Source organism: Mesorhizobium sp. P2_A8, assembly GCF_056404935.1.
The window spans coordinates 552,440-577,907 of the sequence record NZ_JBFUDB010000002.1; the positions used below are offsets into that span (position 1 = coordinate 552,440).

Below are 25,468 nucleotides of genomic sequence, written 5' to 3' on the forward strand. Positions count from 1 at the left end.
CGATGACGGCCTATCTGAAACTCGACCATATCGACAAAACCTTTGCCCGCGGCAATCAGGTCAGCGAGGTGTTGAAAGACATAAGGCTGACCATCGACAAGGGCGAATTCGTCTCCATCATCGGCCATTCCGGCTGCGGCAAGTCGACCTTGCTCAATTTGATCGCCGGCCTGACCAAGGTTTCCGCCGGCGCCGTGCTGCTCGAGGACAAGGAGGTCGACAGCCCCGGACCCGAACGCGCCGTGGTGTTCCAGAACCACAGCCTTTTGCCGTGGCTGACCGTCTACGAGAACATCAACCTGGCGGTGTCGAAAGTCTTCGGCCGCAGCAAAAGCAAGGCCGAGCGGCATGACTGGATCATGCGCAATCTCGACCTCGTGCAGATGGCGCATGCCAGGGACAAGCGCCCGGCGGAAATCTCGGGCGGCATGAAGCAGCGCGTCGGCATTGCCCGGGCGCTGGCCATGGAGCCGAAGATCCTGCTGCTCGACGAGCCGTTCGGCGCGCTCGACGCGCTGACGCGCGCCCATCTGCAGGACGCGGTGATGGACATCCATTCACGGCTCGGCTCGACGACGATCATGATCACCCACGACGTCGACGAGGCGGTGCTGCTCTCCGACCGCATCGTCATGATGACCAACGGCCCGGCGGCAACCATCGGCGAGGTGCTTGCGGTGCCGCTCGCCCGTCCGCGCCGGCGCGTCGAACTCTCTTCGGACCGCACCTTCCTGCGCTGCCGCGAGGCGGTACTGAAGTTCCTCTACGAACGCCACCGCTTCGTCGAAGCCGCGGAATAGCATCATGAGCGACAGACACTTCACCATCGGCAATTGGCAATCTGCATCGGCAATGGGCAGTCTATCGCATTGCACAAATATTATGCTGCCGTGCAAGGCATTCTGATTAATCTTTGAACCGTCGCCGGGCTTGGTCGAACGTCGTTCGGCTGCGGTTCACGTTGATTTCATTCGATAATTCAGAGCGCTGTCCAATTGGCACGCTTCCTGCTTTTGAGAACGTAGGTCCGTAGGGCCAAGTGACACGGCGTCCAATGGCGGGCGCTACAGGCAAAGCTGCCGCTCAGGTCAATGCGCGATCCCGGATGGAGGGACGCGTGCGGCCTGGCCGGCAGCTTTTTTGTTTTGACCGAACACGCAAACGACGGCGCTGGTCCCAAGCGGCGCCCAACCGGAGACGACGATGACGAAACGGATCGGAACTGGCGCGTCCCTCGCGGACTTCACGCGCCGCGATTTCCTGGCCAGCAGCGCGCTGACGGCGGCGCTGTTCACCGCCGCGCTCCTCCTCTTTCCCGCGGGCGCCAAGACTGACGGCAAGGGTCTCGACGTGTTCGCGCAAAGGTCGGTTTCAACAATTTCGCCGATACCGCACCGCTGACATTCGCGAACGAAGAGACAAGGGCGGTGCCTCCCACGCCGCAATCCGGAGCCTGACAATGACCGCAAATCTCCCAGCCGCGCCGAGCCAGGACAATGCTTCCCGGCAGGCACTCACGATGTCCACCATCGCCTTCACCGTCTGCTTCGCGGTGTGGACGATCTTTTCAATCATCGGCGTGCGCATAAAGCAGGAGCTGGGGCTGAACGAGACGGAGTTCGGCCTGCTCGTCGGCACGCCGATCCTCACCGGCTCGCTCGTGCGTATGGTGCTCGGCATCTGGACCGACCGGTACGGCGGACGGCTGGTCTACACGGCGACCATGCTTGCAGCGGCGGTCGCGACCTTTCTGCTCGCTTTTGCGCATACCTATGGGCAGATGCTGATCGCCGCGCTCGGCGTCGGGCTCGCCGGCGGCGCCTTCGCCGTTGGTGTCGCCTATGTCTCGCGCTTCTTCCCCACCGGCAAGCAAGGAACGGCTCTCGGCATTTTCGGCGTCGGTAATGTCGGCGCCGCGGTCACCAAGTTCCTGGCACCGTTCGTTCTTCTCGCCTGGGGCTGGCAGTCGGTTGCGCAGATCTGGGCAGCCGCGCTCGTCGTCATGGCCGTCGTTTTCTGGTTCACGACCGGCGACGATCCGGTGATCCGTGAGCGCCGCGCGGGCAAGGTCGCACCGCCGAGAAGCTTCTGGCAGGAATTCGCGCCGCTCAAGAACCTGCAGGTCTGGCGCTTCGCCTTCTACTATTTCTTCGCCTTCGGTGCGTTCGTGGCGCTATCGCTGTGGTTGCCGCGCTATCTGATCGGTGTCTACGGCTTCGGGCTCGCGACCGCCGGCATGATCGGCGCAGCCTATTCGATCCCGGCAAGCATCTTCCGTGCTTATGGCGGCGTGCTTTCCGATCGGATCGGCGCTCGCACAGTGCTCTATTGGACCTTCGCGGTGTCGGCCGTGGCCACGCTGATCCTGTCGCTGCCCCCCGCGGACTATGTCGTGCACGGCACCAGCGGACCGATCGCCTTCCACTTCGCCATCGGGCCGGTCGCCTTCATCGCCGTCGCCAGCATCCTCGGCTTCTTCATGAGCCTCGGCAAGGCTGCCGTCTACAAGCACATCCCGGCCTACTATCCGGGCAGCGTTGGCGCGGTCGGCGGCCTTGTCGGCATGATCGGCGGACTCGGTGGCTTTGTGCTGCCGATCGCCTTCGGCGCGCTGAACGACCTCACGGGCCTGTGGTCGAGCTGCTTCATGCTGCTCTTCGTGATCGTCGTCGCCGGCTTTGCCTGGATGCACTTCAGCATCCGGCGGATGGAGCGCGTGGCGGCTGCCGAAGCTCCAGCCCTTTCCTACGCGGCAGAGTGAGACTGGAGCGGATCAGGACCATGACCGAAAAACTCGTCATCATCGGCAACGGCATGGCCCCCGGGCGCATGCTGGAGCATCTCCTGGAAAAGGCACCCGGCCGCTACCAGGTCACCATCTTCAACGCCGAGCCCAGGGTGAACTACGACCGCATCATGCTGTCGCCGGTGTTGTCGGGCGAAAAGGCCTATGAGGAAATCATCATCCATGGCGACGGCTGGTACATCAAGCATGGCATCACCCTCTACAAGGGCCACAAGATCGTCGCCATCGACCGGGCCGCGAAGACCGTCACCTCCGATCATGGCGTGACCGAGCCTTACGACAAGCTGGTCATTGCCACCGGCTCGGTACCGTTCATCATCCCGGTACCCGGCCATAATCTGCCGGGCGTGCTGACCTATCGCGACCTGGACGACGTCCAGGCGATGATGCTGGCGGCCCAGTCGCGGGCCAAGGCGGTGGTCATCGGCGGTGGCCTGCTCGGGCTCGAGGCCGCAGCCGGCTTGAATTCGCAAGGCATGGACGTCACCGTGCTGCATGTCATGCCGACGCTGATGGAGCGCCAGCTCGATCCAGCCGCCGGCTACCTCCTGCAGCGCGCGGTGGAGCAGCGCGGCATCAAGGTGATCACCAAGGCCAACACGCAGGCGATCACCGGCAACGGCAAGGTCGAGCAAATTGAGCTCGCCGACGGCACAGTCATCCCGGCGACGCTGGTGGTGATGGCTGTCGGTATCAGGCCGAACGCGGCGCTGGCGAAGGAGGCCGGCATTGCCGTTAATCGCGGCATTGTCGTCGACGCCGGCATGCGCAGCAACGATCCCGATATCTACGCGCTCGGTGAGTGCGCCGAGGTCAATGGCCAGGTCTATGGGCTGGTCGCGCCGCTCTACGAAATGGCGCGCGTCGCCGCCAGCCAGCTTGCCGGCGACGGGGCTGCCGCCTTCGTCCATTCGGACACGCCGACCAAGCTCAAGGTCACCGGCATCGACCTGTTCTCGCTCGGCGACTTCGCCGAGGGCGAGGACCGCCAGGAGATCGTGCTTCGCGATGCGGCGGCCGGCGTCTACAAGCGCCTGGTGCTGAAGGACGACCGCATCATCGGCACCGTGCTCTACGGCGAGACGGCGGATGGCGCCTGGTTCAACGACCTCAAGAAGAAGCAGACCGACATATCGGAGATGCGCGACACGCTCATTTTCGGCCAGTCCTACCAGGGGGGTGCCCCGCTGGACCCTATGGCGGCCGTTGCAGCCTTGCCGGATGATGCGGAAATCTGCGGCTGCAACGGCGTATGCAAGGGCAAGATCACCGGCGCGATCACGGCCAAGGGCCTGACCTCGCTCGACGATGTGCGCGCCCACACCAAGGCATCCGCATCCTGCGGCTCCTGCACCGGGCTGGTCGAGAAGCTGATGGTGCTGACCATCGGCGACAAATACAATCCGGCCGCCGTGCAGCCGATGTGCGGCTGCACCACGCTCGGCCATGACGAAGTGCGCCGCCTGATCATGGCCAAGCGCCTGAAGACCATTCCAGCCGTCATGCAGGAGCTGGAATGGACGACTTCCTGCGGCTGCGCCAAATGCCGGCCGGCGCTTAACTACTATCTCGTCTGCGACTGGCCGGACGACTATGCCGACGACTACCAGTCGCGCTTCATCAACGAGCGCGTCCATGCAAACATCCAGAAGGACGGCACCTATTCGGTGGTGCCGCGCATGTGGGGCGGCGTTACCAACGCTGCCGAACTTCGCGCCATCGCCGATGTCGTCGACAAGTTCGAGATTCCGATGGTCAAGGTCACCGGCGGCCAGCGCATCGACATGCTCGGTATCCGCAAGGAGGACCTGCCGGCGGTGTGGGCCGACCTCGGCCAGGCCGGCTTCGTCTCCGGCCACGCCTATGCCAAGGGCCTGCGCACCGTGAAGACCTGCGTCGGCTCCGACTGGTGCCGCTTCGGCACGCAGGATTCGACGGGCCTCGGCATCCGCATCGAAAAATTCATGTGGGGCTCGTGGACCCCTGCCAAGGTCAAGATGGCGGTGTCGGGTTGCCCGAGGAACTGCGCTGAGGCGACCTGCAAGGATGTCGGCGTCATCTGCGTCGACAGTGGCTACGAGATCCATTTCGCCGGGGCGGCCGGTCTCGACATCAAGGGCACCGAAGTGCTCGGCCTGGTCAGGACCGAGGACGAGGCGCTGGAGCATATCGTGGCGCTGACGCAGATGTATCGCGAGCAGGGCCGCTATCTCGAGCGCATCTACAAATGGGCCAAGCGCATCGGGATCCCCGAGATCAAGCGCCAGATCATGGACGATGGCGAGAAGCGCATGGCCTATTTCGATCGCTTCGTCTTCAGCCAGAAATTCGCTCAGGTCGACCCGTGGTCGGAACGCGTGTCCGGCAAGGACAAGCACGAGTTCCGGCCGATGGCCTCGGTCGGGTTTGCGCAGGCGGCGGAGTGATGGAGATGAACTGGGTATCGATAGGCTCGCTGTCAGACATCCCCCGCCGTGGCGCGCGCTGCGTCGACACGCCGGAAGGCAAGATCGCCATCTTCCGCACCGCCGACGATCAGGTCTATGCCATCGACGACCATTGCCCGCACAAGGGCGGGCCGCTCAGCCAGGGCATCGTGCACGGCACGGCGGTGACCTGTCCCTTGCACAGCTGGGTGATTTCGCTGGAGACGGGCAAGGCACTGGGCGCGGACGAGGGCGCGGTGCGCACCATTCCGGTGCGGGTCGAGGGCGAGCGTCTGTTCATTGCGCTGGAAGCGCTGGCCAGCCGCGCGGCCTGAACCATGGAGATTGACGTAGCGCGCGAGGTGAGGACCACCTGCCCCTATTGCGGGGTAGGCTGCGGCGTGCTGGCGAAGGTCGCCGCGGACGGGCAAGTGTCCGTCCGCGGCGACCCCGACCATCCGGCGAATTTCGGCCGGCTCTGCTCCAAAGGCTCGGCCCTGGCCGAGACCATCGATCTCTACGGCAGGCTGCTCTATCCCGAGATCCACGACCGCCGCACCGGCTGGGACGAGGCGCTCGACCTTGTCGCCTCGACCTTCTCGCAAACCATCGCCGAGCACGGCCCCGATGCCGTCGCTTTCTATGTCTCCGGCCAGTTGCTGACCGAGGATTATTACGTCGCCAACAAGCTGATGAAAGGGTTTGTCGGCTCGGCCAACATCGACACCAATTCGCGCCTGTGCATGGCCTCGTCGGTCGCCGGCCACCGCCGCGCCTTCGGCTCCGACACCGTACCGGGAACGTACGAGGATCTGGAGCTTGCCGACCTGATCGTGCTGGTCGGCTCCAATCTCGCCTGGTGCCATCCCGTGCTCTACCAGCGCATCGTGGCGGCCCGGGAAAAGCGGCCGGAGATGAAGATCGTGCTGGTCGATCCGCGCCGCACGATGACCGCTGACATCGCCGACATGCACCTGGCGATCGCGCCCGATGGCGACGCCGCGCTGTTCACCGGGCTGCTCGCCTATCTCGGCCAGCACAACGCGCTGGACCGTGCCTATATCACGGCGCACACGACCGGTTTCGGGCAGGCGCTTTTCGCGGCATCGGCGCTCGACCTTGCCGGCGTCGCCGCTGCCACGGGCCTTGGCGAGGACGAGCTTAGCCGTTTCTACAGCCTGTTCGCCGCGACCTCCAGGACCGTGACGGTCTACAGCCAGGGGGTGAACCAGTCGTCTTCGGGCACCGACAAGGTCAACGCCATCATCAACTGCCATCTCGCCACCGGCCGTATCGGCAGCCCGGGGGCAGGGCCGTTTTCGGTGACCGGCCAGCCCAACGCCATGGGCGGCCGCGAGGTCGGCGGCATGGCCAACATGCTGGCCGCCCATATGGAGATCGAAAATCCAGAACACCGCGAGCGCGTGCAGCGCTTCTGGACTGCGCCGGCCATTGCCGAAAAGCCCGGCCTGAAGGCGGTCGAGATGTTCCAGGCGGTCGCCGACGGGCGCATCAAGGCGCTGTGGATCATGGCCACCAATCCAGTCGATTCGATGCCTGACGCCGATGCCGTCGAAGCGGCGATCAAGGCCTGTCCGTTCGTCGTGGTGTCGGACGTGCTGGCCAGGACCGACACCGTCCGCCACGCCCATGTCCGGCTGCCCGCCGCCGCCTGGGGCGAGAAGGACGGCACCGTCACCAATTCGGAGCGCCGCATCTCGCGCCAGCGCGCGTTCCTGGACCTGCCCGGCGAGGCGCGGCCCGACTGGCAGATCGTCGCCGAAGTCGGCAGGCGGATGGGTTTTGACGAGGCATTTTCGCAGGCGACGCCGTCGGAGGTGTTTGCCGAGCACGCCGCGCTGTCGGGGTTCGAGAATGACGGCGCGCGGGATTTCGATATTGGTGCCTATGCGGGGGTTGATGCAGAGGCCTACGCAGCACTTGAGCCGTTCCAGTGGCCGGCGCCGGGCCCAGTTCTGGCGGGACGTCAGCCAGACGAGGGCGCCCAGGCTGGACATGGCCCTTCCAGCAGCCGCTTCTTCGCTAACGGCAATTTCTACACGCCCGACCGCAAGGCGCGCTTCATCGCCATTCGCCCCAGCGTCGAGACCCGTACCAGCCCGGACTATCCGCTGATCCTCAACACAGGCCGCATCCGCGATCACTGGCACACCATGACGCGGACCGGCAAAAGCCCGCGGCTGTCCCAGCACATTGCCGAACCCTTCGTCGAAATCCACCCGGCTGATGCGCAGCGCTTCGGCATCGGCGACGCCGACATCGTGCGCGTTTCCAGCCCACGCGGCGACGTGCTGGTGCGCGCGCTGGTGACGGCACGCCAGCGCCAGGGCAGCCTGTTTGCGCCTATGCACTGGACCGATCAGTTCTCGGCTAAGGGCCGGCTCGACGCGCTGACCGCGCCGCTCACCGATCCGGTCTCCGGCCAGCCGGCGTTGAAACATGTCGCCGCCCGCATCGAGAAATTCGCAGCGAAAGCCTTTGGCTTCGCCGTGATGCGGCAGAGGCCGGCGCCTGATACGGCAAGCTACTGGGCCGTGGCCAAGTGCAGGGGTGGCTGGCGGGTCGAACTTGCCTTTGGAGATGACGACATCGACTGGGCCGGCTTCGCCGGAGCCTTGTTCGGCACGCCGCCGGGGGCCGCCGAAATGCTCGCCTATCATGACCGCGATGCCGGCCAGCATCGCATCGCGGCTTTCGACGGCGATCACCTGTCCGGCGCCTTGTTCGTCGCGCCCAGTCCGGTCGCGGTGTCGCGCGGGTGGGCGGCGGAGCAGTTAACTGCCGATCATGCCGACCGGCGCGGCAGGCTGGCGATCGTGGCCGGGCGGCCGGGCGGGGTCGGCGTCGACCGCGGCGCCATCGTCTGCTCCTGTTTCGGCGTCGGCGCCAACCAGATCGCGCAGGCGGTGCGAGGCGGCTGCGCCAGCGTCGAGGCGATCGGCGCTGCCCTGCATGCCGGCACGAATTGCGGCTCTTGCCGTGCCGAAATCAGGATCATCGTCGACGCACAAATTCTTCAGGCCGCCGAGTGACGAGCAGCAGCGCGTGCCGCGAAGGCGGCACGCGAACCGCGCCGTGCGGGGATCGAGACGGTCCTGGCCGAATGGGCCTGCGCGATGGCACTAGTTGGGCTATGCTGGCGCAATTTTGAGCCTTCCCGGCGAGCATGAATTGTCTCCAGTCAGGGTCACCCAATGGCAAATCCCCCGCGCCGACCGACAAATCCGATGACGGCGGCGGAAGCCGCCTTCAAGCCGATCAAGAAGCCGGTTGCCCCGGTTCGCGAGCCCTCGGCCGCGCCAGGTGTCAGGGAGCTCGTTTCGATCAGGATCGATCGAGCCGTGCTGGACCATTTCCAGGCGGATGGGCCCGGCTGGCAGGATCGGATCAACGATGCATTGCGGCAGGCAATAGAAGGCAGGCCGAACGCCGCCGGGAACGGCGATTAGCTCACGCCGCCTCGAAGTGCAGGATGTAAAGCTTGCGCGTCGGTTCGTGGATCGTCCATTCGCCCTTCCAGCCTTTCGGCAGCACCAGCATTTCGCCGGGGCCGACGTCCTTGCTGCGGCCATCGAGACCATGCAGCGAGACCCGGCCCGACACGATGTGGCAGGTTTCGGAATTGCTGTCGCGCGATGCGGTGAACCGGCCGGGCGTACACTCCCAGACGCCGACTTCCAGCGTGCCGTCCGGTGAGGTCCACAGTGTCCTCGACGCTTCGAGCTGATCGCCGCTGATCGAGGTCGGCTTGGGCTCGGGCTCGCCGAGATCGATCGAGGCGAGATGGGCGAAGGTCTGAAAGTCGGTCATGGCAGTCTCCGGGCAGGCACTGAAAATGTTTTTGAATCCGATGTGTGGCGGCGCAGGGCTCAATGGCCGGTGATGCGGTCGGCGATGGCGGCCAGTTTCGACGTATGCCGGAGGCCGGCTTCCTCGCGCTGGTCGGCGACGCGGTAAAGCTGATACATCGAGTGGACGCCGAGCCAGCGCATCGGCTCCGGCTCCCATTTGCTGACCTGGCGGTTGACCCAGGGCAGGCGGGTCAGTTCGGTGTCGCGGCGCAGGATGAGATCGCGCAGCGTCCGGCCGGAAAGGTTGGAGCTCGACACGCCAAGCCCGACATAGCCGCCGGCCCAGCCAATGCCGGTCTCAAGGTCGAGGCCGGCGGTCGTGCACCAGTCGCGCGGCACGCCAAGCACGCCGCACCAGGCATGGTCGATGCGAAGCCCTTTCGTCTGCGGCAGAAGGCGGGTGAGGATTGCGTGCAGGCTTTCGATCGTCGCCTGCTGCGTCTGGCCGCGCACGTCCGTTTGCGATCCGTAGCGATAGGGCACGCCGCGTCCGCCCATGGTGATGCGGCCTTCGCGGGTGCGCTGCGCGTAGCAATAGGCGTGCGCGGCGTCGCCCAGAAGCTCGTGGCCCTGCCAGCCGATCTCGTCCCACAGCGATTGCGGCAGCGGCTCGGTGATGATCTGCGCGCTGTTGAGCGGCAGCCAGAGCCGTTCATTGCCTGATATGCCGGCCGTGAACCCTTCCGTGGCGCGGATGATGACGGCCGCGCGCACCGTGCCGCGATCGGTCGTGACCTTGCCCTTCTCGATACTCGTCACATCAGTGTGCTCGTAGATCGGCACGCCAAGCCGCTCGACTGCTTCGGACAGGCCGCGGACAAGCTTAGCCGGCTGCACACGCGCCGTGCCGTGGTGGATATAACCGCCAAGCACGTTGCGGATGTCGATGCGGGCCTTGGCCTCCGCCTGGCCGATCAGGCTGACGCGCTCCTGTGGCACGCTCCAGCCGATCGCGTCGGCATAGGCGGCCTTGATCCGCTCCAGCTGCGGCGGGTTGGTGGCAACCGTCAGATTGTCGACGCGGCGGATGTCGGCATCGATGCCTTCGGCCTCGGTCACTGCGATCACTTCGTCGACCGTGCCATGCATGGCGGTTTCCATGTCGATGACGGCGCCGCGCGTCGATGTCTGCAGATATTTCTCGCGCGACCAGCTGAAGCCGCCGGACAGCCAGCCGCCATTGCGGCCGGACGCGCCGAAGCCGGCGAATTCCCTTTCGACGATGGCGATACGGATCGAAGGATCGGCCTGCTTCAGATAGTAGGCCGTCCACAGGCCGGTGTAGCCGGCGCCGACGATGCAGACGTCGGCTTCGAGGTCGCCCGGAAGCGGCGCGCGATAGGCTGGCAGGCCGCCAATGTCGGCATACCAGAACGAGACGTTGCCGTTGACTTTGGCGTCCATGTCTAAAAATCCTGCGGGGGGAGGGAGCGGTCAGGTCATCGTCATGTCGGCGCGGTCGTCGTCGGCAAGAAGTTTTGCATCGACGACCGACCAGCGCAGATCGACCGCGTCACCAATCGAGAAGGGCGTGGCCTCCAGCGACGAGCGCACGATGGCCACCGAACCATCGCCGAGCGTCACCTGGTATTTCGAACCCGAGCCCAGATAGATCGCTTCGCTGACCTGGCCGGTGAGGCTGTTCTGCCCGGCGGCTGGAGGCGTCTTCGTGCTGGCAAGCGAAAGCTTTTCCGGCCGCAGCAGGACTACCGGTTTCTGGCCGCCGGCGAGCTTGCCGCCGGCAACGATCTTCTGGCCGGCAATCGTCAGGCTGGTCTCGCCGCCCGACGTCTGGGAATCACCACGCAAACTGGTCGATTCGCCGATGAATTTCGCCACGAACAAGGTCGCCGGCTCGTCATAGAGCTGGCGTCCGGTTCCGACCTGTTCGATGCGCCCCCGGTTGAACACGGCGATGCGATCGGAGAGCACCAGCGCCTCTTCCTGATCATGCGTCACATAGACGAAGGTGGTGCCGAGTTCGCGGTGGATGCGCTTGATTTCCAGCTGCAGCCATTCGCGCAGTTTCTTGTCGAGCGCACCGAGCGGCTCGTCCATCAGCAGCAGCGGCGGATCGAAGACGATGGCGCGCGCCAGCGCCACGCGCTGCTGCTGGCCGCCGGAAAGCTCGGCCGGATAGCGATGCGCGAAGTCGGCCATCTTGACCATGTCGAGGGCGCGCGCGACGTGGCGGTCGCGCGTCTGCTTGTCCATGCCGCGCAGGGTGAGCGGATAGGCGACGTTCTTGCCGACGGTCATGTGCGGAAACAGCGCGTAGTGCTGGAAGACGACGCCGATGTTGCGCTTGTGCGCCGGCAACGCGACGATGCTCTTGCCGCCAACGGCGAGGTCGCCGGAGGTCAGGTCGGTGAAGCCGGCGACGACGTTGAGCGTGGTGGTCTTGCCCGAGCCGCTCGGGCCCAGCAACGTCATGAACTCGCCCGGCTCGATATGCAGGCTGACATCGTCGAGCGCGGTGAAATTGCCGTAACGCTTGGTTGCGCCCTTGATGTCGATGGCCGCGCCACGTTCTTTGCTGTCGGACGCAGCCATCTCAACCCCTCGTCGATTTCGAGCTGATGATCAGCCCGGCACTGATCACCAGCGTCGTGGCAATAAAAATGATCGTTCCGACGGCGGTTACGGTCGGGTCGGCGTCGCGGGTGATGCTGGTGAAGATCTGCACCGGCAAGGTCTTCAGATACGGGCTGGTGATGAACAGCGCGACGATGATTTCATCGAAGGAGGTGACGAAGGCAAACAGCAGCCCCGACAGGATGCCGGGCGCGATCAGCGGCAAGGTCACGGTGCGGAACGCTGTGAAGCGGTCGGCACCAAGGCTTGCCGCCGCCGTCTCCAGCCGCACGTCGAAGACCTCGAGGCTCGCAGATACGGCGATGATGACGAAGGGTATGGCCAGCATCGTGTGGGCGATGACGAAGCCGGTGGTGGTGCCGACGAGATGGTAGTCGAGATAGACGGCATAGATGCCGATCGCCAGCACCACGCCAGGCACGATCATCGGCGTGATCAGGATGGCGCGCAGCAGGCCGGCGCCTGAATGCTTCATGCGGCTGAGGCCAAGTGCGGCCAGCGTGCCGAGGAGCGTGGCGGCGACAGCGACGAGGCCGGCGACCTTGAGCGAATTGAAGAAGCTGGACAGCCAATCGGGGTTGGTGAAGAAATTCTCGTACCACTGCCAGGAGAAGCCTGACGGCGGGAAGGCAAGCGACTTCTTCTCGTTGAACGACATCGGGATGATGACCAGTGTCGGCATCACCAGCCACACCGCAACCAGCAGGCAGAACAGGCCGAGCAGAATGCGGAACGGGGCCAGCCTCATGATCTCGACGCCTGCTTGTGGCGCTGGCGCATCAGCGGTGCGGCGAGCGCCAGCAGCACGAAGGTCGCGACCAGCAGCACGACGCCCATGGCGCCGCCACGGCCCCAGTTGAGCAGGCTGAGCACCTGGCTCTGAACCAGCGTCGACAGCATGGTGCTGCGGGGTCCGCCAAGCAGTGCCGGCGTGATGTAGAAGCCGAGCGACAGGATGAAGACGATGATGGCGCCGGCGAAAACGCCGGGCAGCGACAGCGGCAGATAGATCTGCAGGAAGGCGAGCAAAGGCCGCGCACCGAGGCTTCGCGCCGCCTGGACGAGGCGCAGGTCGATGCCGCGCATGACCGAATAGAGCGGCAGGATCATGAACGGCAGCAGCACCTGCGCCATGCCGATCACCACGCCGGTCTGCGTGCGGATCAGCTTTACCGAGTCAAAGCCGAGCAGCCTGATGATGGAATTGATGATGCCGGAATCCTGCAGCAGGATGACCCACGCCAATGTGCGTACCACGCCGCTCACCCAGAACGGCACCAGCACGCATAGGATGAGGACGAGCCGCATGCGCGGCCCGACCGCCGTCATGAGATAGGCATAGGGATAGGCGGCGATGACGCAGACGATGGTGACCCAGGCGGCGATGGAAAAGGTGCGCCACAGGACCGTGACGTTCACCGGCGTGGAAAAGAACCAGACGTAATTCTGCAGGCCCCAGGCGGGATCCGAGAAACTGCGCAGGGTGACGGTCAGCAGCGGATAGCCCATCGCGGCGATGAGCAGGAGCAGGGCCGGCAACGCCAGCAGCGAAGGATAGGCGGCAAGCCGCAGGCGCCGTTGCGGCCCCTGCAGGGCACCCACCGGCCGGGGATTTTCACCCCCGGCCGCCAGCGTATGCGATGTCTGGCTCACGCCTTCACCCTGGCGTTCAGCCGGCTCAGTTGCCGGCCATCAGCGCCGTCCACTTGTCGGACGCTGTGGCGAAGTTGGCGACCCAGAACTTGATGTTCTGCTGGTAGCCCTGCTTGGCGTGTTCCGGCGTGTTGGTCAGGAAGGCGGCGACGGAAGCGTCCACCTTGGGCTGTGCCTCGGTGTTGATGGGCGAGTAGGACGTCTGCTCGGTCAGGATCTCCTGCGATTTCTTGCCGAGATAGGCGTTGATCAGCGCGTAGGAGGCGTCGGTGTCCTTGGCCCCGACCGGGATGGTCAGCTGATCCATGACGACCAGCCAGTCCTTCCACACCGGCGTATAGGCAGCGCCGTTCTTGACCGCCGTCATGGCGCGGCCGGTCCACATGATGATCATGTCGGCTTCGCCGGATTCGGCGAGCTGCTGGGACTCGGCACCGGTTTTCCAGAAGATCGTGTCCGGACCGATGGCCTTGATCTTGGCGATGCCCTTGTCGATGTCGGCCGGGGTCATGTTGTCGACCGAGCCGCCGTCAGCCAGAATGGCCTGTTCGATCAGACCGCCGATCGGGCTGCCGCTGCCATCGATGGCGCGCGTGCCGGGGAATTTCTTGGTGTCGAAGAAATCCTTCCAGTCCTTCGGCGGATTGTCCTTATAGGTCGCGTTCTTGTACATCAGCACGGTGCCGTAGTTCATCGCCGGCACGCTGCATTCGCCGACCTGTCCGGCCGGGATGTGCGAAACGTCGAGCTTGGTCAGGTCGAGCTTCTGGAACAGTTTGCCGCAATGCACGAATGGCGGAAAATCGTCGGTGTCGACGACATCCCAGGTCACATTGCCGGACTCGACCTGCGCCTGAAGCTTGGCGATTTCGGTCGGCCCATCGTTCAGCAGCTTGACGCCGCTCTTGTCGACGAACTCCTTGAGGGCGGCGACCTGGCCGTCCTGGTAGATGCCGCCATAGGACACGAAGGTCAGTGTCTTGCCCTTCAACGAACCGTCCACCACGGTGCCGGCCGGCGGTGCGCTCTGCGCATGAGCCGCGGCGGCTGCAATCAAGGCCAGTGCGGCTGCACCGAGAAATCCGGTGACTATTGATCTGCTTCCCATTTTCTAACCCTCCGATGACTCGCTGTTTGATTTTGGCAGCCCGGCTGCGAGTGGTTTCCGGGCTACATATTGGTCGAGATCGACGGCGCCGCTTGTCGGCGGTGCGATGATCCACAGCACTTCGGCGACCGTGTTGCCGACATTGATGGTCCTGTGCGGCGTCGAGGTCGCATATTCGATGCTGTCGCCCTCTTCGAGGATGAAGCTCTCGTCGCCGAGCGTCAGTTGCACCCGGCCGCGCAGCACGAGGAACATTTCGTGCGCGTTGCCATGCGTGTAGGGCACGTCGCCGGTCGACCCGCCAACGGCGAATTCGCCGCAATAGACTTCCATCTCACGGATCGGCCGGCGCGACAGCAGCGTCTTGCGGTAGCCTTCGCTGGTCGGCAGCGCCGGCCGCTCGGCGCGTGTCAGCACCGCGTGCGGCGACACTTCGCATTCGTCGAAAAGATCGGCGAGGCCGATGCCGAGCGCATTGGCGATCAGCATAAGCGTGCTGGTGTTGGCCCCGGAAAGGCCGCGCTCGAGCTGGCTCAGGAAACTGGCGGTGGTGCCGATCATGTCGCCGAGCTGGCGCAGCGTCAGGCGCCGCGCCGTGCGATAGGCCTTGATGCGATTGCCCAACACCGTCGACCGGCGCGCTTCCGCGCTGGACGTGGCGCTGTCGTCTGGGATGTGATCCTCGGCAATTTTCATGGTGATCTCAGGGTTCACTTAACATGCTATTAAGTGAGACCGCATGGCAAGCGGATTCGCATGCCACCTGAAAATCACTGCTGATGTCTATGTACTTGCCGCCCGATCGTCGGCTTTGGTCTGGCGATCGAAAACCACCGCCAGCCCGTTCTTGACGGCAAGCGAGGCGACCATGTCGTCGAGTTCGCGATCGGAAATGGCAGGTTTGAGGACCTGCCGGATGGCCCGGTAGGCCTGCTCTGTCGACACATAGTCGTAGCGCTTTTTGCGCGCTTCCACATATTGCTCGATGAGAATGCCCAATCTGCGGGCGGCGATGTCTTCTGGTTGCTGCAAGGGAGCCTCCTCAAGCTCGATCGTCCCCAGCTGTCCAACATGTAAAAACCGCTGCCGCGAAAGTTAAGCCCTGAAGCCAAAAAATCGGCTGTTGTCGTCGACGGTCATGTTGCCTTGCCGACCGCCGCGTCCAGCTCCAGCTCGCCTTCCGAGATGTCGTCGAACGAGGCGTAGTTCATGTTGTAGAGGCGGGCGTAGAGGCCTTTTCGTGCCATCAACTGTTCGTGGTTGCCGCTTTCGACGATCTCGCCGTTCTGCAGGACGATGATGCGGTCGGCGCCGCGGATGGTGGCCAGCCGGTGGGCGATGACCAGCCCAGTACGGCCTTCCAGCAGTGTTATCAGCGCCTTCTGGATCAGCATCTCGGTGTAGGAATCGATGCTGGCGGTGGCCTCGTCGAGCACCAGGATCTTGGCGTCGGCCACCAGCGCCCGCGCGAAGCTGATCAACTGGCGCTGGCCAAGCGAGAGATTGCCGCCGCGCTGTTCGAGTTCGGTGTCGTAGCCTTCGGGCAGGTTCTCGATGAAGTCGTGCGCACCGACGGCTTGTGCTGCGCGGACCACTTCCTCGCGGCTGGCGCCTGTCTTGTGATAGCGGATGTTCTCCAGCACCGAGCCGGAGAACAGGAAAGGCTCCTGCAGCACCATGGCCACTTGATCGCCGAGCGAGTCCTGGGTCAGGTTACGTACATCATGTCCGCCGACCAGGACCTGGCCTGACCAGACATCGTAGAAGCGGTGCACCAGCGCCATCGAGCTCGACTTACCCGATCCAGTCGGGCCGACAAGTGCAACGGTCTCGCCCGGATTGACGCGGAAGGAGATGTTCTTCAGCACCGGCTGGTTCTGCCGGTAGCCGAAGGTGACGTTCCTGAACTCGACCGAGCCGTCCATGTCGCGCGACAGGGCGACTGCTCCATCCTTGTCGCTGACGTCCACCGGCACGTCGAGCACTTCGGAGATGCGCTGGCCCGAGGCCATGGCGCGCTGCATGACGCTGTACTGCATGGTCAGCGAGCGGATCGGGTCGAAGAAGCGCTGGATGTAGAACAGGAACGCCACCATGACGCCTACGTCGAGGCTGTGCGAGAGCACCATCGAACCGCCGACGACGATGACCGTCGCCATGGCGATGCCGGTCAGCGTGTCGACGATCGGCACCATCACCTGCGCGTACTTAGCCGACGTCAAATGGGCATTGAGATTGGCCAGCACCTTCTCGTCGTAAAGGTCGAAATTGACGTGCTGGCGCTCCAGGCTCTGCACCGTGCGCACGCCATGGATGCCTTCGGCAAGCGCACCGTTGGCGATCGAGTTGGTCTCGTGCGCGGCCATGAAGGCGACTTTGGCGCGCGGCAGCCAGAACAGGCGCACGATGAACAGCACCGGCATGGTCGACAGCGTCAGCAGACCGAGCCGGAAATCGAGCCAGAGCAGCACGCTGACGATGCCGAACAACAGCACGATGTCGCCCACCGACATCACCGACGTCTCGAGGAATTCCTGCATCGAATTGACGTCGCCCTGCAGGCGCGACATCAGCCGGCCGACCTCGGTCTTGTCCATGAAGCTCAGCGAGACCCGCTGCAAATGGCTGAACATAGCGCGGCGCAGGTCCGACAGCACGTTCTCGGCGACCTTGCCGACGACGCCTTCCTGCACATGGCTGGCGGCATAGTTGATGAGAATGATCAGCGTGAAAGCGCCGATCGCAGAGATCATCACCGACTGGTCGAGCCTGCCAGCCGCCATGCCGTGGTCGATGGCGTAGCGGATGACCAGCGGGATCGCCAGCTGGGTCAGCGTGAACACCAGCACGGCGGCGACCGAGATGAAAATCCGGCCCTGATACGGCTTCACGAAGCTCCAGATGCGCCGCACGATGCGCGGGTCGTAGGCTTTGCCGAAAACCTCTTCCTCGTCGCGGTGCGAGCCGACGACAGCCTTTGTCGGCCGCCTGCTGGTGTCTTCCTTCTCGTCGTCGCTCTGTGTCGACATCACGCGGCTCTATCTCTTTGATTTTGACGCGATTCCGGACGGAAAACCGGTTTCCACTTTTCCTGGAATTGCTCCCGCCACGGGCCGCTCATCGTCCGGCCGCAGCTGCAGGTCGTAGAGTGCGCGATAGCGTCCACCGAGCGCCAGCAACTCCTCATGCGTGCCGCGCTCGACGATCCGGCCACCCTCCACGAACAGGATCTGGTCGGCATGCATCAGCGAGCTCAGCCGGTGCGAGATGATCAGCGTCACGCGATCCTTGGCGAAGCGCTTCATCGCCGCCCGGATCCGCTGCTCGGTGCCGGCGTCGATGGCCGCGGTCGAATCATCGAAGACCAGCACCGATGGCCGCAGCATCAGGCTGCGCGCGATGGTCAGGCGCTGCCGCTGGCCGCCGGAAAGCGACGCGCCGCGTTCGCCGACGACCGTGGTGTAGCCGGCGGGAAGCCCGATGATGTAGTTGTGCAACTGGGCGAATTCGGCTGCCTGGCCGATGCGGGTCTCGCGCGCCCAGGGATTGCCGTAGGCGATGTTGTTCTCGATCGAGGTGGTGAACAGGAACGCGTCCTGCTGCACCACGCCGACGGCCTTGCGCAGCGATTGCAGCGTGACCTTGCTGATGTCCTGGCCGTCGATGGTGATGGTGCCTGACGTGACATCGTAGAAGCGCGGGATCAGATGCGCGATGGTCGACTTGCCGCTGCCCGGCGGGCCGACGATGCCGACGGTTTCGCCGGACTTCGCCTCGAAGGAAATGCCCGACAGCGTCGGCCGGCCGCCCGCGCCGGCATAGCGGAAGCCGACATTGTCGAAGCGCAGCACGCCATCGGTGACGGCGAGGTCCCTGGCGCCGGGCGCGTCCTCGATGTCGAGTTCGGCGTCGAGCAGTTCGAACAGCCGCGTGCCGCAGGTCGAGGCGCGCGCGAACGAGTTGACCATCAGGCCGAGCTGGCGCACCGGCATCTGCAGGATGGTCATGAAGGTGAGGAACTGGGCCAGCGTGCCGACGCTGATCTGGCCTGCAATCACCTTCTGGCCGCCGAACCACAGCACCAGGCCCATGGCGGCCAGGAACGAGAAGTTCATGGCGCTGGTGTTGCCGACGCGGATATCGACGCGCTGGTTAGCGAGGTCGAGCGCGTCCTGCTTGGCGCGGTCGAATTTTTCCAGCTCGTGCCGCTGTGCCGCAAAGGCCCGCACGACACGAATGCCGCCGAGGTTCTCATCCATCACGCGGCTCAGCACCGACAGTCGCTGCTGCAAAGTCAGCCAGGTGCTGCGCAGCGCCAGTTGGGTGACCGAGGAGCGCCAGGCGACGAACGGCACGAAACTCAGGCTCAACAACCCAAGCACCAGATCGGTGCTGATCAGGAGATAGGCGCCGACGCCGATCAGCACGCCGAGCAGGACGACGCGCAGGATGCCGGTGGAAAAGAACATGCGCACGCCGTCGAGATCGAGCAGGCCGAGCGTGATCAGATCGCCGGTGTGGACCCGGTCGTGGAAGGAGAAGCTCAGGCGCTGGATCTTCTCGTAGAAGGCCAGGCGCAGTTCATAGCCGGTCCGGTGGCCAACGGCCTCGCCAAAATAGTTCTGCGCCATGGTGAAGAGGCCGCGCAGGATGCTGACGACGAGCAGTGTAAGCGCTGTGTTCCACAGCGCGTGCTCCGCCGCGGCACCGGCTCCCGCGGCCATGACGCCCTGCGCCTGGTCGATGGCGCGTCCCAGCAGGCGGGGAATGAAAAGCTGCAGCGTCGCGGCGATGAAGGTCGAGACCAGGGTGATCGCGACTTGCCAGGGATGGCGCAGCGTCATGCGCACGATACGGAGCAAGGTGCTGAGGCCCTTGCCCCAGGAGGCTTCCGCCACATGGGCAAACGATTTGCCGCGCTTCTCGGCGCCGCTGGTTGCTTGCGTATGCAAGGGAAATATCCAGACCAATCCGGGACTTGGCCCGGATGAATGAAGCAGACTCAGTTCAGATGATGCGATGTTACGCGTGTCCGGCTTGGCCGTTCAAGAGCCAATGACGGCATCGCACTGTGCCTGACCGGAAACGCGCCGTTGCGGTGTTCGACGCGGGTGGTCCGTTTACGACCCCTGCCGCCAGCAGGCGATCCGGTGGCCGGCCGCGACCTGCCTGGCGGGTGGCTCCGCCTTTCTGCAATCGGGCAGCACCAGGGGGCAGCGATCGGCGAAGGAGCATCCCTTGCTGGCGATGCCGGTGGTCTCGATCTCGACCGGCGCGGATAGTTTCGGCGCTGCTTCATCGGAGGACGCCGCCAGGAGCAGTTGCGTATAGGGGTGATTGGGTCCCTGGAAGATCTGGTCGGATGAACCGGTTTCGACCAGACGGCCGCGATAGAGCACGCCGATCCTGTCGGCCATGTAGCGCACGACCCTGAGGTCGTGGCTGATGAACAGATAGGTCGTGTCCTTGTCGCGCTGCAGGTCGTTAAGCAGGTTGAGGACGGTCGCCTGGACGGAAACGTCGAGCGCCGAGGTGGGTTCGTCGAGCACGACGACCTTCGGCACGCCGGCGAAGGCCCGTGCGATGGCCGCCCGTTGCCGCTGGCCGCCGGACAGCGATCGCGATTTCTGCTCGGCCGTGGTGCCGGCGAGGCGGACCGACTGCAAGAGGTCGCTGACGCGGGCTCTCACCTCGCTGCGGCGAAGGCCGGCGAGCCGCCGCAGCGGACGGCCGAGGATCCTGCCGATGCGCTGACGCGGGTTGAGGGTGCGATCCGGCGACTGGAAGACCATCTGCACGTCGCGCCGTTCGGCAAGGTTTCTCTTCTCGACGCGCGGCGCGACCGTCCTGCCGAACAGCTCGACCGATCCGGAGTCTGGTGTCTGCAGGCCGGTGACGATCCTCGCCAAGGTCGACTTGCCGGAACCGGATTCGCCGATCAGCCCGAAGGTTTCGCCCTGGGCTATGTCGAGGTCGATATCGCTGAGCACTGGCTGGCTGCCGAAGGAGTGGCTGATGCCCTTGCAGGCGATCGCGATCCGGCGCTCTTTCCGTGCGCCGGCGTCCTCATCCTTGACTGCCGCTGGCAGGCCGAGTCCGTCCGTCTCCGCCAGCCTGCCGTCCCGCTTGGTGTAGTTGAGGGCCGGGATCGAGGCGATGAGCGCCTTTGTGTAGGCATGGCTTGGGTTGTCGAAGACGTCGGCAGCGGCGCCGCTTTCGACCACGGTGCCCGACTGCATCACCGCCACGCGGTCGCAGGACCGGCGGATCATGTTGATGTCGTGGCTGATCAACAGCACGCTGGTTTTGTGATCCTTGCGTAAGTCGGAGAGGATGGCGATGATCTCGGACTGGACGCTGGCGTCCAGCGCCGTCGTCGGCTCGTCCAGCACCAGCAGCGACGGATCAAGGGCAATCGCAATGGCGATGTTGGCGCGCTGCTGCATGCCGCCGGACAATTCGTGCGGATAGAGATCCATCACCCGGTCCGGATGTCCGACCCGGACCCGCCCGAGCAGTTCGGCGGCGCGCGCGCGGGCCTCGTCGTGGCGAACCGGGCGATGCCGCATGATCGTCTCGGTGATCTGCCGGCCGATCGTCATGCTTGGATTGAGGGCAGCACCCGGGTGCTGATAGACGGCCGCGATGTGATTGCCACGCAGCTGGCGCAACTGCTCGGCGGAAAGATCGCGGATTTCGCGGCCCTGGAATTCCAGCGCCGACGCCGCGATGCGTGCGTTCTTCGGCAGATAGCGCAGGATGGCGAGCGCAACCGAGCTTTTGCCCGATCCGGACTCGCCGACCAGGCCAAGGGCTTCGCCTTCGCCTATGTGCAGCGACACGCCGCTGACGGCGGGATGCGATCCCTTGCGCCCGTCATAGGCGACTGAGAGCTGATCTACCTTGAGAACCGTGGAGGACATTGGCAGCTTGAAACCACTTTCTTCGAGCGCCGCCATCGAGGGCAATCGCTTCCGCTTTCGCAATACATAATCTCTATAAAATTACTCGAATAAAGCTGGAACGCAATCTACCTTTCGTCGCTCGGGAGAGATTTGTCGCCGCCTGCCGAGGCGGCGCGGCGGTCTCCGGAGCAGATTTGGAAGGAGGCCGGCATGGCTCGAAATCACATGATCCTCAGCGCATTTTTCTTCAACCCGCAGGGCGATCACCGGATGTCGTGGCGCCACCCGCGAGCACCTGGCCGGGAGGTGCTGGACTTCGACTTCTACCGCGATCTCGTGCAGGCGGCCGAGCGCGCCAGGATCGACACGATCTTCGTCGCCGACCACGTGTCGATCTGGGATTCGGTCAAGAGCGGCGTCGCTCACTACGCCAATGCCCGCCTCGAACCGCTGACGCTGTTGTCTGCGCTGGCCGGCGTCACCAAGCACATCGGCCTGATCACCACGGCATCGAGCTCCTACAGCGAGCCCTACAATGTGGCGCGCATGTTCGCCTCACTCGACCATATCAGCAAGGGCAGGGCGTCGTGGAACGTCGTCACCTCGGCCATGGACGAGGAGGCTCGCAATTTCGGCCGCGACGGCAATATCGAACATGCGTTCCGCTATGAGCGAGCGGCCGAATTCCTCGATATCGTCAAGGCGCTGTGGGACAGCTGGGAAGACGAGGCGCTGCTGGTCGACAAGGCGTCGGGCTATTTCGCCGACCCCGACAAGGTCCATCCCATCGATCACAAGGGGAAGCATTTCAAGGTGCGCGGGCCGCTCAATGTCTCGCGGCCGCCGCAGGGTCATCCGCTGATCGTCCAGGCCGGCTCGTCCGAGGACGGCAAGAACTTCGCCACGGCCCAGGCCGATGCGCACTTCGCCATCTACAGCACCAAGGAAGACGGCATCAAGTATCGTCGGGATATCAACGAGCGCCTTGCCCGGCACGGCAGGCGGCCGGAGAGCTTCAAGATCCTGCCCGGCATTCTGCCGATCGTCGCCGCCTCCGAGGCGGAAGGCCGGGAAAAGCAGGAGTATCTGCAGACCTTACTTCCCGATCAGGTCGGCATCGACCTTCTGTCCAGCTGGAGCGGCATCGATCTCTCCGTCTATCCGCCGGACGGACCGCTGCCGCCGCTGCCGGACGAAAGCACCTTCAATGGCGGGCGCACGTCGCTCAACCGGGTCAAGCAGTGGTCGAAGCAGAATCTCAGCCTGCGCGAGATTGCCCGCAAGCTCGCCAACAGCGGCTCGGTGCCGACCCTCGCCGGCACGCCGAAACAGATCGCCGACCAATTGCAGGACTGGTTCGTCTCGGGTGCCGCCGACGGCTTCAACCTGATGTTCCCGCTGCTGCCGGAGGACTGGGTGAATTTCGCCGAACAGGTGGTGCCGGAGCTGCAGCGCCGCGGCGTGTTCCCGACCGAATACGCACCGGGAACGCTGCGCGACCGCTTCGGCCTGGCGCGGCCCGCCAACCGCTTCGCCGAGCAGCGCGACACTGCGCGCGCCGTGTCCTGACCCCGGAGACCGATGATGACCGCCGCACCGAGACTGCAGCCGCGCGAAGCGACCGCTCCGCACCTCATCAATGTCCTGCACAGCCCCAAGCGGGTGCGCGTCAAGTTCGGCGGCCGCATCATCGCCGACAGCCGCAATGTGTTGGTGCTGCGCTCCAACCATTTCCTGCCGATCTACTTCTTCCCGGTGGCGTCGGTCGATGCCTCGGTGCTGAAGCCCTCGCTGCATCGCGAACCGCACGCGGTCGGTGGCGAGACCGCCTATTGGGACATCGATACCGGCGACAGGCGGAGCGCCAACGCGGCCTGGTCGTTCGTGTCGCCGCCGGGTGAAAACCTGTCGCCGCTGGCCGGGCGCATCGCCTTCAGCTGGAAGCTCGTCGACCAGTGGTTCGAGGAGGACGAGGAGGTCTTCGTCCATGCCCGCGATCCCTATGCGCGCATCGACGTGCTGCAAAGCTCAAGCCATGTGCAGGTCTGGTTCGACGGCGCGCCGATCGCCGACAGCCACCGCCCGGTACTGCTGTTCGAGACGCATCTGCCGACGCGCTTCTACCTGCATCCGGATGACATCAATCTGGAGCGGCTGACGGCGTCTGCCACAACGACGCGATGTCCCTACAAGGGCATCGCCTCCTACTGGTCGGGCCTGCTGAGCGACGGCTCGGTGCGCCCGGACATCGCCTGGAGCTACCGCGACCCGATCGCCGAGATGCCCAAGATCAAGGGTCTCGTCGCCTTCTATCCGCAGGCGGTGGACCGCATCCATCTCGACGGCGAACCCGTCGCCTAGAGCATTCTTTCAATCTTCATTTCAGACAGGGGTTTCAACATGACTGGACGCAACGACATCGACGCACTTCGCAATCTGTCGGGGGACATCTGGAATGTCGCCGTCGACGAATATCAGGGCGGTTTTCTCAAGCGCCGGGATCTCCTGAAATATGCCGCGCTGCTCGGCCTCACCGGCTTTGCCGCCTCGCAGGGGCTTGGAGCCGCACGCGCCGCAGCTGCCGGCGGCGGCACGGTCCGCGTCGGCCTCGGCCAGCCGACCAAGGCGATCGATCCGGTCTCGGTGACAGATCCGGCCAGCATAGGGGTGATCAGCCAGGTCGGCGAATATCTGATCCTCGACGATCCGAAGGACGGGCTGCAACCGAAGCTTGCTCTGTCCTGGGAGGCCAACGAGACGGCCAGCCGCTGGACCTTCAAACTGCGGCAAGGGGTGAAATTCCACGATGGCCGCGCGGTGACCGCAAAGGACGTGGTGGCGAGCTTCGAGCGGCTTGTCGATCCGGCCAGCGGCTCGTCGGCACTGTCGGCCTACAAGGGCATCCTGTCCAAGGGTGGCGCCAAGCTGGTCGACGATGAGACCGTCGCCTTCGATCTCGACGGTCCGAACAGCAACTTCCCCTTCTATGTCTCCTCCGACGTCTACAATGCCGTCATCCTGCCGGCCGACTATGCCGGTGATTTCGAGAAGACGTTCAACGGCACCGGCCCGTTCAAGCTGGAATCCTTCCGTCCCAAGCAAGGCGCAAGCTTCGTGCGCAACACCGACTATTGGGGCGACAAGGCGCTGCCTGACCGCGTCGAGATCAAGTTCTTCGACGACGAGCAGGCCCAGGTGCTGGCGCTGCAGGCCGGCCAGCTCGATGTCATCCCGAGCACGACGCGGCTCGAACTGGCGATCGAAGGCAATCCCAACTTCAAGCTCCTCAGCGTGCAGGCGAGCTCGCATGACGAGGTGCATCTGCGCACCGACCAGGCGCCGTTCACCGACAAGCGCATCCGCCGCGCGCTGGCGCTCACCCTCGACCGCGAGGCGATCGTAAAGGGGCTGCTGAAAGGCCGTGCCATCGCCGGCAACGACACCCCGTTCGCGCCGATCTTCCCTTCGGCCGATCCGTCGGTGCCGCAGCGCAAGCAGGACATCGCCGAGGCCAAGCGGCTGCTCGGCGAGGCGGGCGTGCCGAACGGCTTCGAGGTGACGCTGACCACCGAGCGTGCCTATGACATTCCCGACTACGCCGTGCTGATCCAGAACTTCGCCAAGAAGGCGGGCATCGACGTCAAGCTCAATGTTCTGCCGCAGGACGCCTACTACGGTTCGGCGACGTTCGGCAGCTCGCCCTGGCTGGATTCGGTTCTCGGCATCACCGATTTCGGCCATCGCGGCACGCCCGACATCTTCCTCAACGCCACGCTGAAGAGTTCGGGGGCCTGGAACGCAGCCCATTTCAACAACCCGGCCTATGATGCCTTGCTGCTCGACTATTCCAAGGCACGTGACCTCCAGGCGCAGCGCCTGGCCGCCGGCAAGATCCAAAACCTTTTGCTCGACGAGACGCCAGTGATCATCAGCTACTTCTCGCAGTACAGCCGCATCACCAGCAACAAGGTCGAGGGCGTGCGCTTCACCGCCATTTCGCATCTGCTGCTCGACCGCGTTACCTTCGTGCAGGCATGATGCCGGAAGACGGCAACAGAGCCCTGTCCCGATCGCATCGGGATGGGGCAGGCGCCAGACGAGGC

21 protein-coding genes are annotated in these 25,468 nt (G+C 64.5%); 10 read left to right on the forward strand and 11 right to left on the reverse strand.

Annotated elements, in window-relative coordinates; translation table 11 throughout:
• The first annotated feature begins 2 nt into the window (after positions 1-2).
• The 7 genes from AC1D10_RS09305 (at position 3) to AC1D10_RS09335 (ending at position 8,702) form a co-directional block, all read left to right on the forward strand.
• Positions 3-800 (forward strand): ABC transporter ATP-binding protein, encoded by a 798-nt coding sequence (locus AC1D10_RS09305; protein ID WP_477270828.1) that lies wholly within the window; start codon positions 3-5, stop codon positions 798-800.
• 403 nt (positions 801-1,203) lie between these two features.
• A complete protein-coding gene (locus AC1D10_RS09310) occupies positions 1,204-1,401 on the forward strand; it encodes a hypothetical protein (protein ID WP_477270830.1) in 198 nt (65 codons plus the stop codon).
• A 58-nt stretch (positions 1,402-1,459) separates the two neighbouring features.
• Complete coding sequence (locus tag AC1D10_RS09315; RefSeq protein WP_477270832.1) at positions 1,460-2,761, forward strand: MFS transporter; 1,302 nt, start codon at positions 1,460-1,462, stop codon at positions 2,759-2,761.
• 20 nt (positions 2,762-2,781) lie between these two features.
• Positions 2,782-5,232, forward strand: a complete 2,451-nt coding sequence (gene nirB, locus AC1D10_RS09320) for a nitrite reductase large subunit NirB (RefSeq protein WP_477270834.1) — start codon at positions 2,782-2,784, stop codon at positions 5,230-5,232.
• Positions 5,232-5,567: a nitrite reductase small subunit NirD gene (gene nirD, locus AC1D10_RS09325; protein ID WP_477270836.1), complete on the forward strand. Its 336-nt coding sequence runs from the start codon at positions 5,232-5,234 to the stop codon at positions 5,565-5,567. The genes nirB and nirD overlap by 1 nt, the downstream gene beginning before the upstream one ends.
• 3 nt (positions 5,568-5,570) lie before the next feature.
• Positions 5,571-8,285 (forward strand): nitrate reductase, encoded by a 2,715-nt coding sequence (locus AC1D10_RS09330; protein WP_477270838.1) that lies wholly within the window; start codon positions 5,571-5,573, stop codon positions 8,283-8,285.
• Between the two features lie 162 nt (positions 8,286-8,447).
• Positions 8,448-8,702, forward strand: coding sequence for a BrnA antitoxin family protein (locus tag AC1D10_RS09335; RefSeq protein ID WP_477270840.1), 255 nt, complete (start codon positions 8,448-8,450; stop codon positions 8,700-8,702).
• Between the two features lies 1 nt (position 8,703).
• Here the strand turns inward: AC1D10_RS09335 and AC1D10_RS09340 are convergent, their stop codons facing one another.
• The 11 genes from AC1D10_RS09340 to AC1D10_RS09390 all read right to left on the reverse strand — a co-directional run bounded on the left by AC1D10_RS09340 (position 8,704) and on the right by AC1D10_RS09390 (position 21,419).
• Positions 8,704-9,063, reverse strand: a complete 360-nt coding sequence (locus tag AC1D10_RS09340) for a cupin domain-containing protein (protein ID WP_477270842.1) — start codon at positions 9,061-9,063, stop codon at positions 8,704-8,706.
• A 59-nt stretch (positions 9,064-9,122) separates the two neighbouring features.
• Positions 9,123-10,508 (reverse strand): NAD(P)/FAD-dependent oxidoreductase, encoded by a 1,386-nt coding sequence (locus AC1D10_RS09345; RefSeq protein WP_477270844.1) that lies wholly within the window; start codon positions 10,506-10,508, stop codon positions 9,123-9,125.
• Between the two features lie 30 nt (positions 10,509-10,538).
• Positions 10,539-11,657: an ABC transporter ATP-binding protein gene (locus tag AC1D10_RS09350; RefSeq protein ID WP_477270846.1), complete on the reverse strand. Its 1,119-nt coding sequence runs from the start codon at positions 11,655-11,657 to the stop codon at positions 10,539-10,541.
• Position 11,658: 1 nt separating this feature from the next.
• A complete protein-coding gene (locus tag AC1D10_RS09355; protein WP_477270848.1) occupies positions 11,659-12,447 on the reverse strand; it encodes an ABC transporter permease in 789 nt (262 codons plus the stop codon).
• Positions 12,444-13,301 (reverse strand): ABC transporter permease, encoded by an 858-nt coding sequence (locus AC1D10_RS09360; protein WP_477270973.1) that lies wholly within the window; start codon positions 13,299-13,301, stop codon positions 12,444-12,446. Before AC1D10_RS09360 ends, AC1D10_RS09355 begins: the two co-directional genes overlap by 4 nt.
• A 76-nt stretch (positions 13,302-13,377) precedes the next feature.
• Entirely contained in the window at positions 13,378-14,460 is a 1,083-nt protein-coding gene (locus AC1D10_RS09365; protein ID WP_477270850.1) for an extracellular solute-binding protein, read from the reverse strand.
• A gap of 3 nt (positions 14,461-14,463) precedes the next feature.
• On the reverse strand, positions 14,464-15,156 hold the full coding sequence (locus tag AC1D10_RS09370) for a helix-turn-helix domain-containing protein (protein WP_477270852.1): 693 nt from the start codon (positions 15,154-15,156) through the stop codon (positions 14,464-14,466).
• An 87-nt stretch (positions 15,157-15,243) separates the two neighbouring features.
• Positions 15,244-15,492, reverse strand: a complete 249-nt coding sequence (locus AC1D10_RS09375) for a hypothetical protein (RefSeq protein WP_477270854.1) — start codon at positions 15,490-15,492, stop codon at positions 15,244-15,246.
• A gap of 104 nt (positions 15,493-15,596) precedes the next feature.
• The gene (locus AC1D10_RS09380; protein ID WP_477270856.1) at positions 15,597-17,489 is read right to left on the reverse strand and encodes an ABC transporter ATP-binding protein; all 1,893 of its coding nucleotides are present in this window, start codon (positions 17,487-17,489) and stop codon (positions 15,597-15,599) included.
• A 9-nt stretch (positions 17,490-17,498) separates the two neighbouring features.
• The gene (locus tag AC1D10_RS09385) at positions 17,499-19,412 is read right to left on the reverse strand and encodes an ABC transporter ATP-binding protein (protein ID WP_477270858.1); all 1,914 of its coding nucleotides are present in this window, start codon (positions 19,410-19,412) and stop codon (positions 17,499-17,501) included.
• A gap of 168 nt (positions 19,413-19,580) precedes the next feature.
• Positions 19,581-21,419 (reverse strand): dipeptide ABC transporter ATP-binding protein, encoded by a 1,839-nt coding sequence (locus AC1D10_RS09390; RefSeq protein WP_477270860.1) that lies wholly within the window; start codon positions 21,417-21,419, stop codon positions 19,581-19,583.
• A 156-nt stretch (positions 21,420-21,575) separates the two neighbouring features.
• On the opposite strand from AC1D10_RS09390, the gene AC1D10_RS09395 reads away from it, so the two are divergent.
• Genes AC1D10_RS09395 through AC1D10_RS09405 form a run of 3 tightly spaced genes read left to right on the forward strand, consistent with a single transcriptional unit; the run spans position 21,576 to position 25,403 of the window.
• Positions 21,576-22,934, forward strand: coding sequence for an LLM class flavin-dependent oxidoreductase (locus tag AC1D10_RS09395; protein WP_477270862.1), 1,359 nt, complete (start codon positions 21,576-21,578; stop codon positions 22,932-22,934).
• Between the two features lie 15 nt (positions 22,935-22,949).
• Complete coding sequence (locus AC1D10_RS09400) at positions 22,950-23,726, forward strand: DUF427 domain-containing protein (protein WP_477270864.1); 777 nt, start codon at positions 22,950-22,952, stop codon at positions 23,724-23,726.
• A gap of 39 nt (positions 23,727-23,765) precedes the next feature.
• Positions 23,766-25,403 carry an ABC transporter substrate-binding protein gene (locus AC1D10_RS09405; protein WP_477270866.1) on the forward strand — a complete coding sequence of 546 codons (1,638 nt, stop codon included), beginning with the start codon at positions 23,766-23,768 and terminating at the stop codon, positions 25,401-25,403.
• The last annotated feature ends 65 nt before the right edge of the window (positions 25,404-25,468 follow it).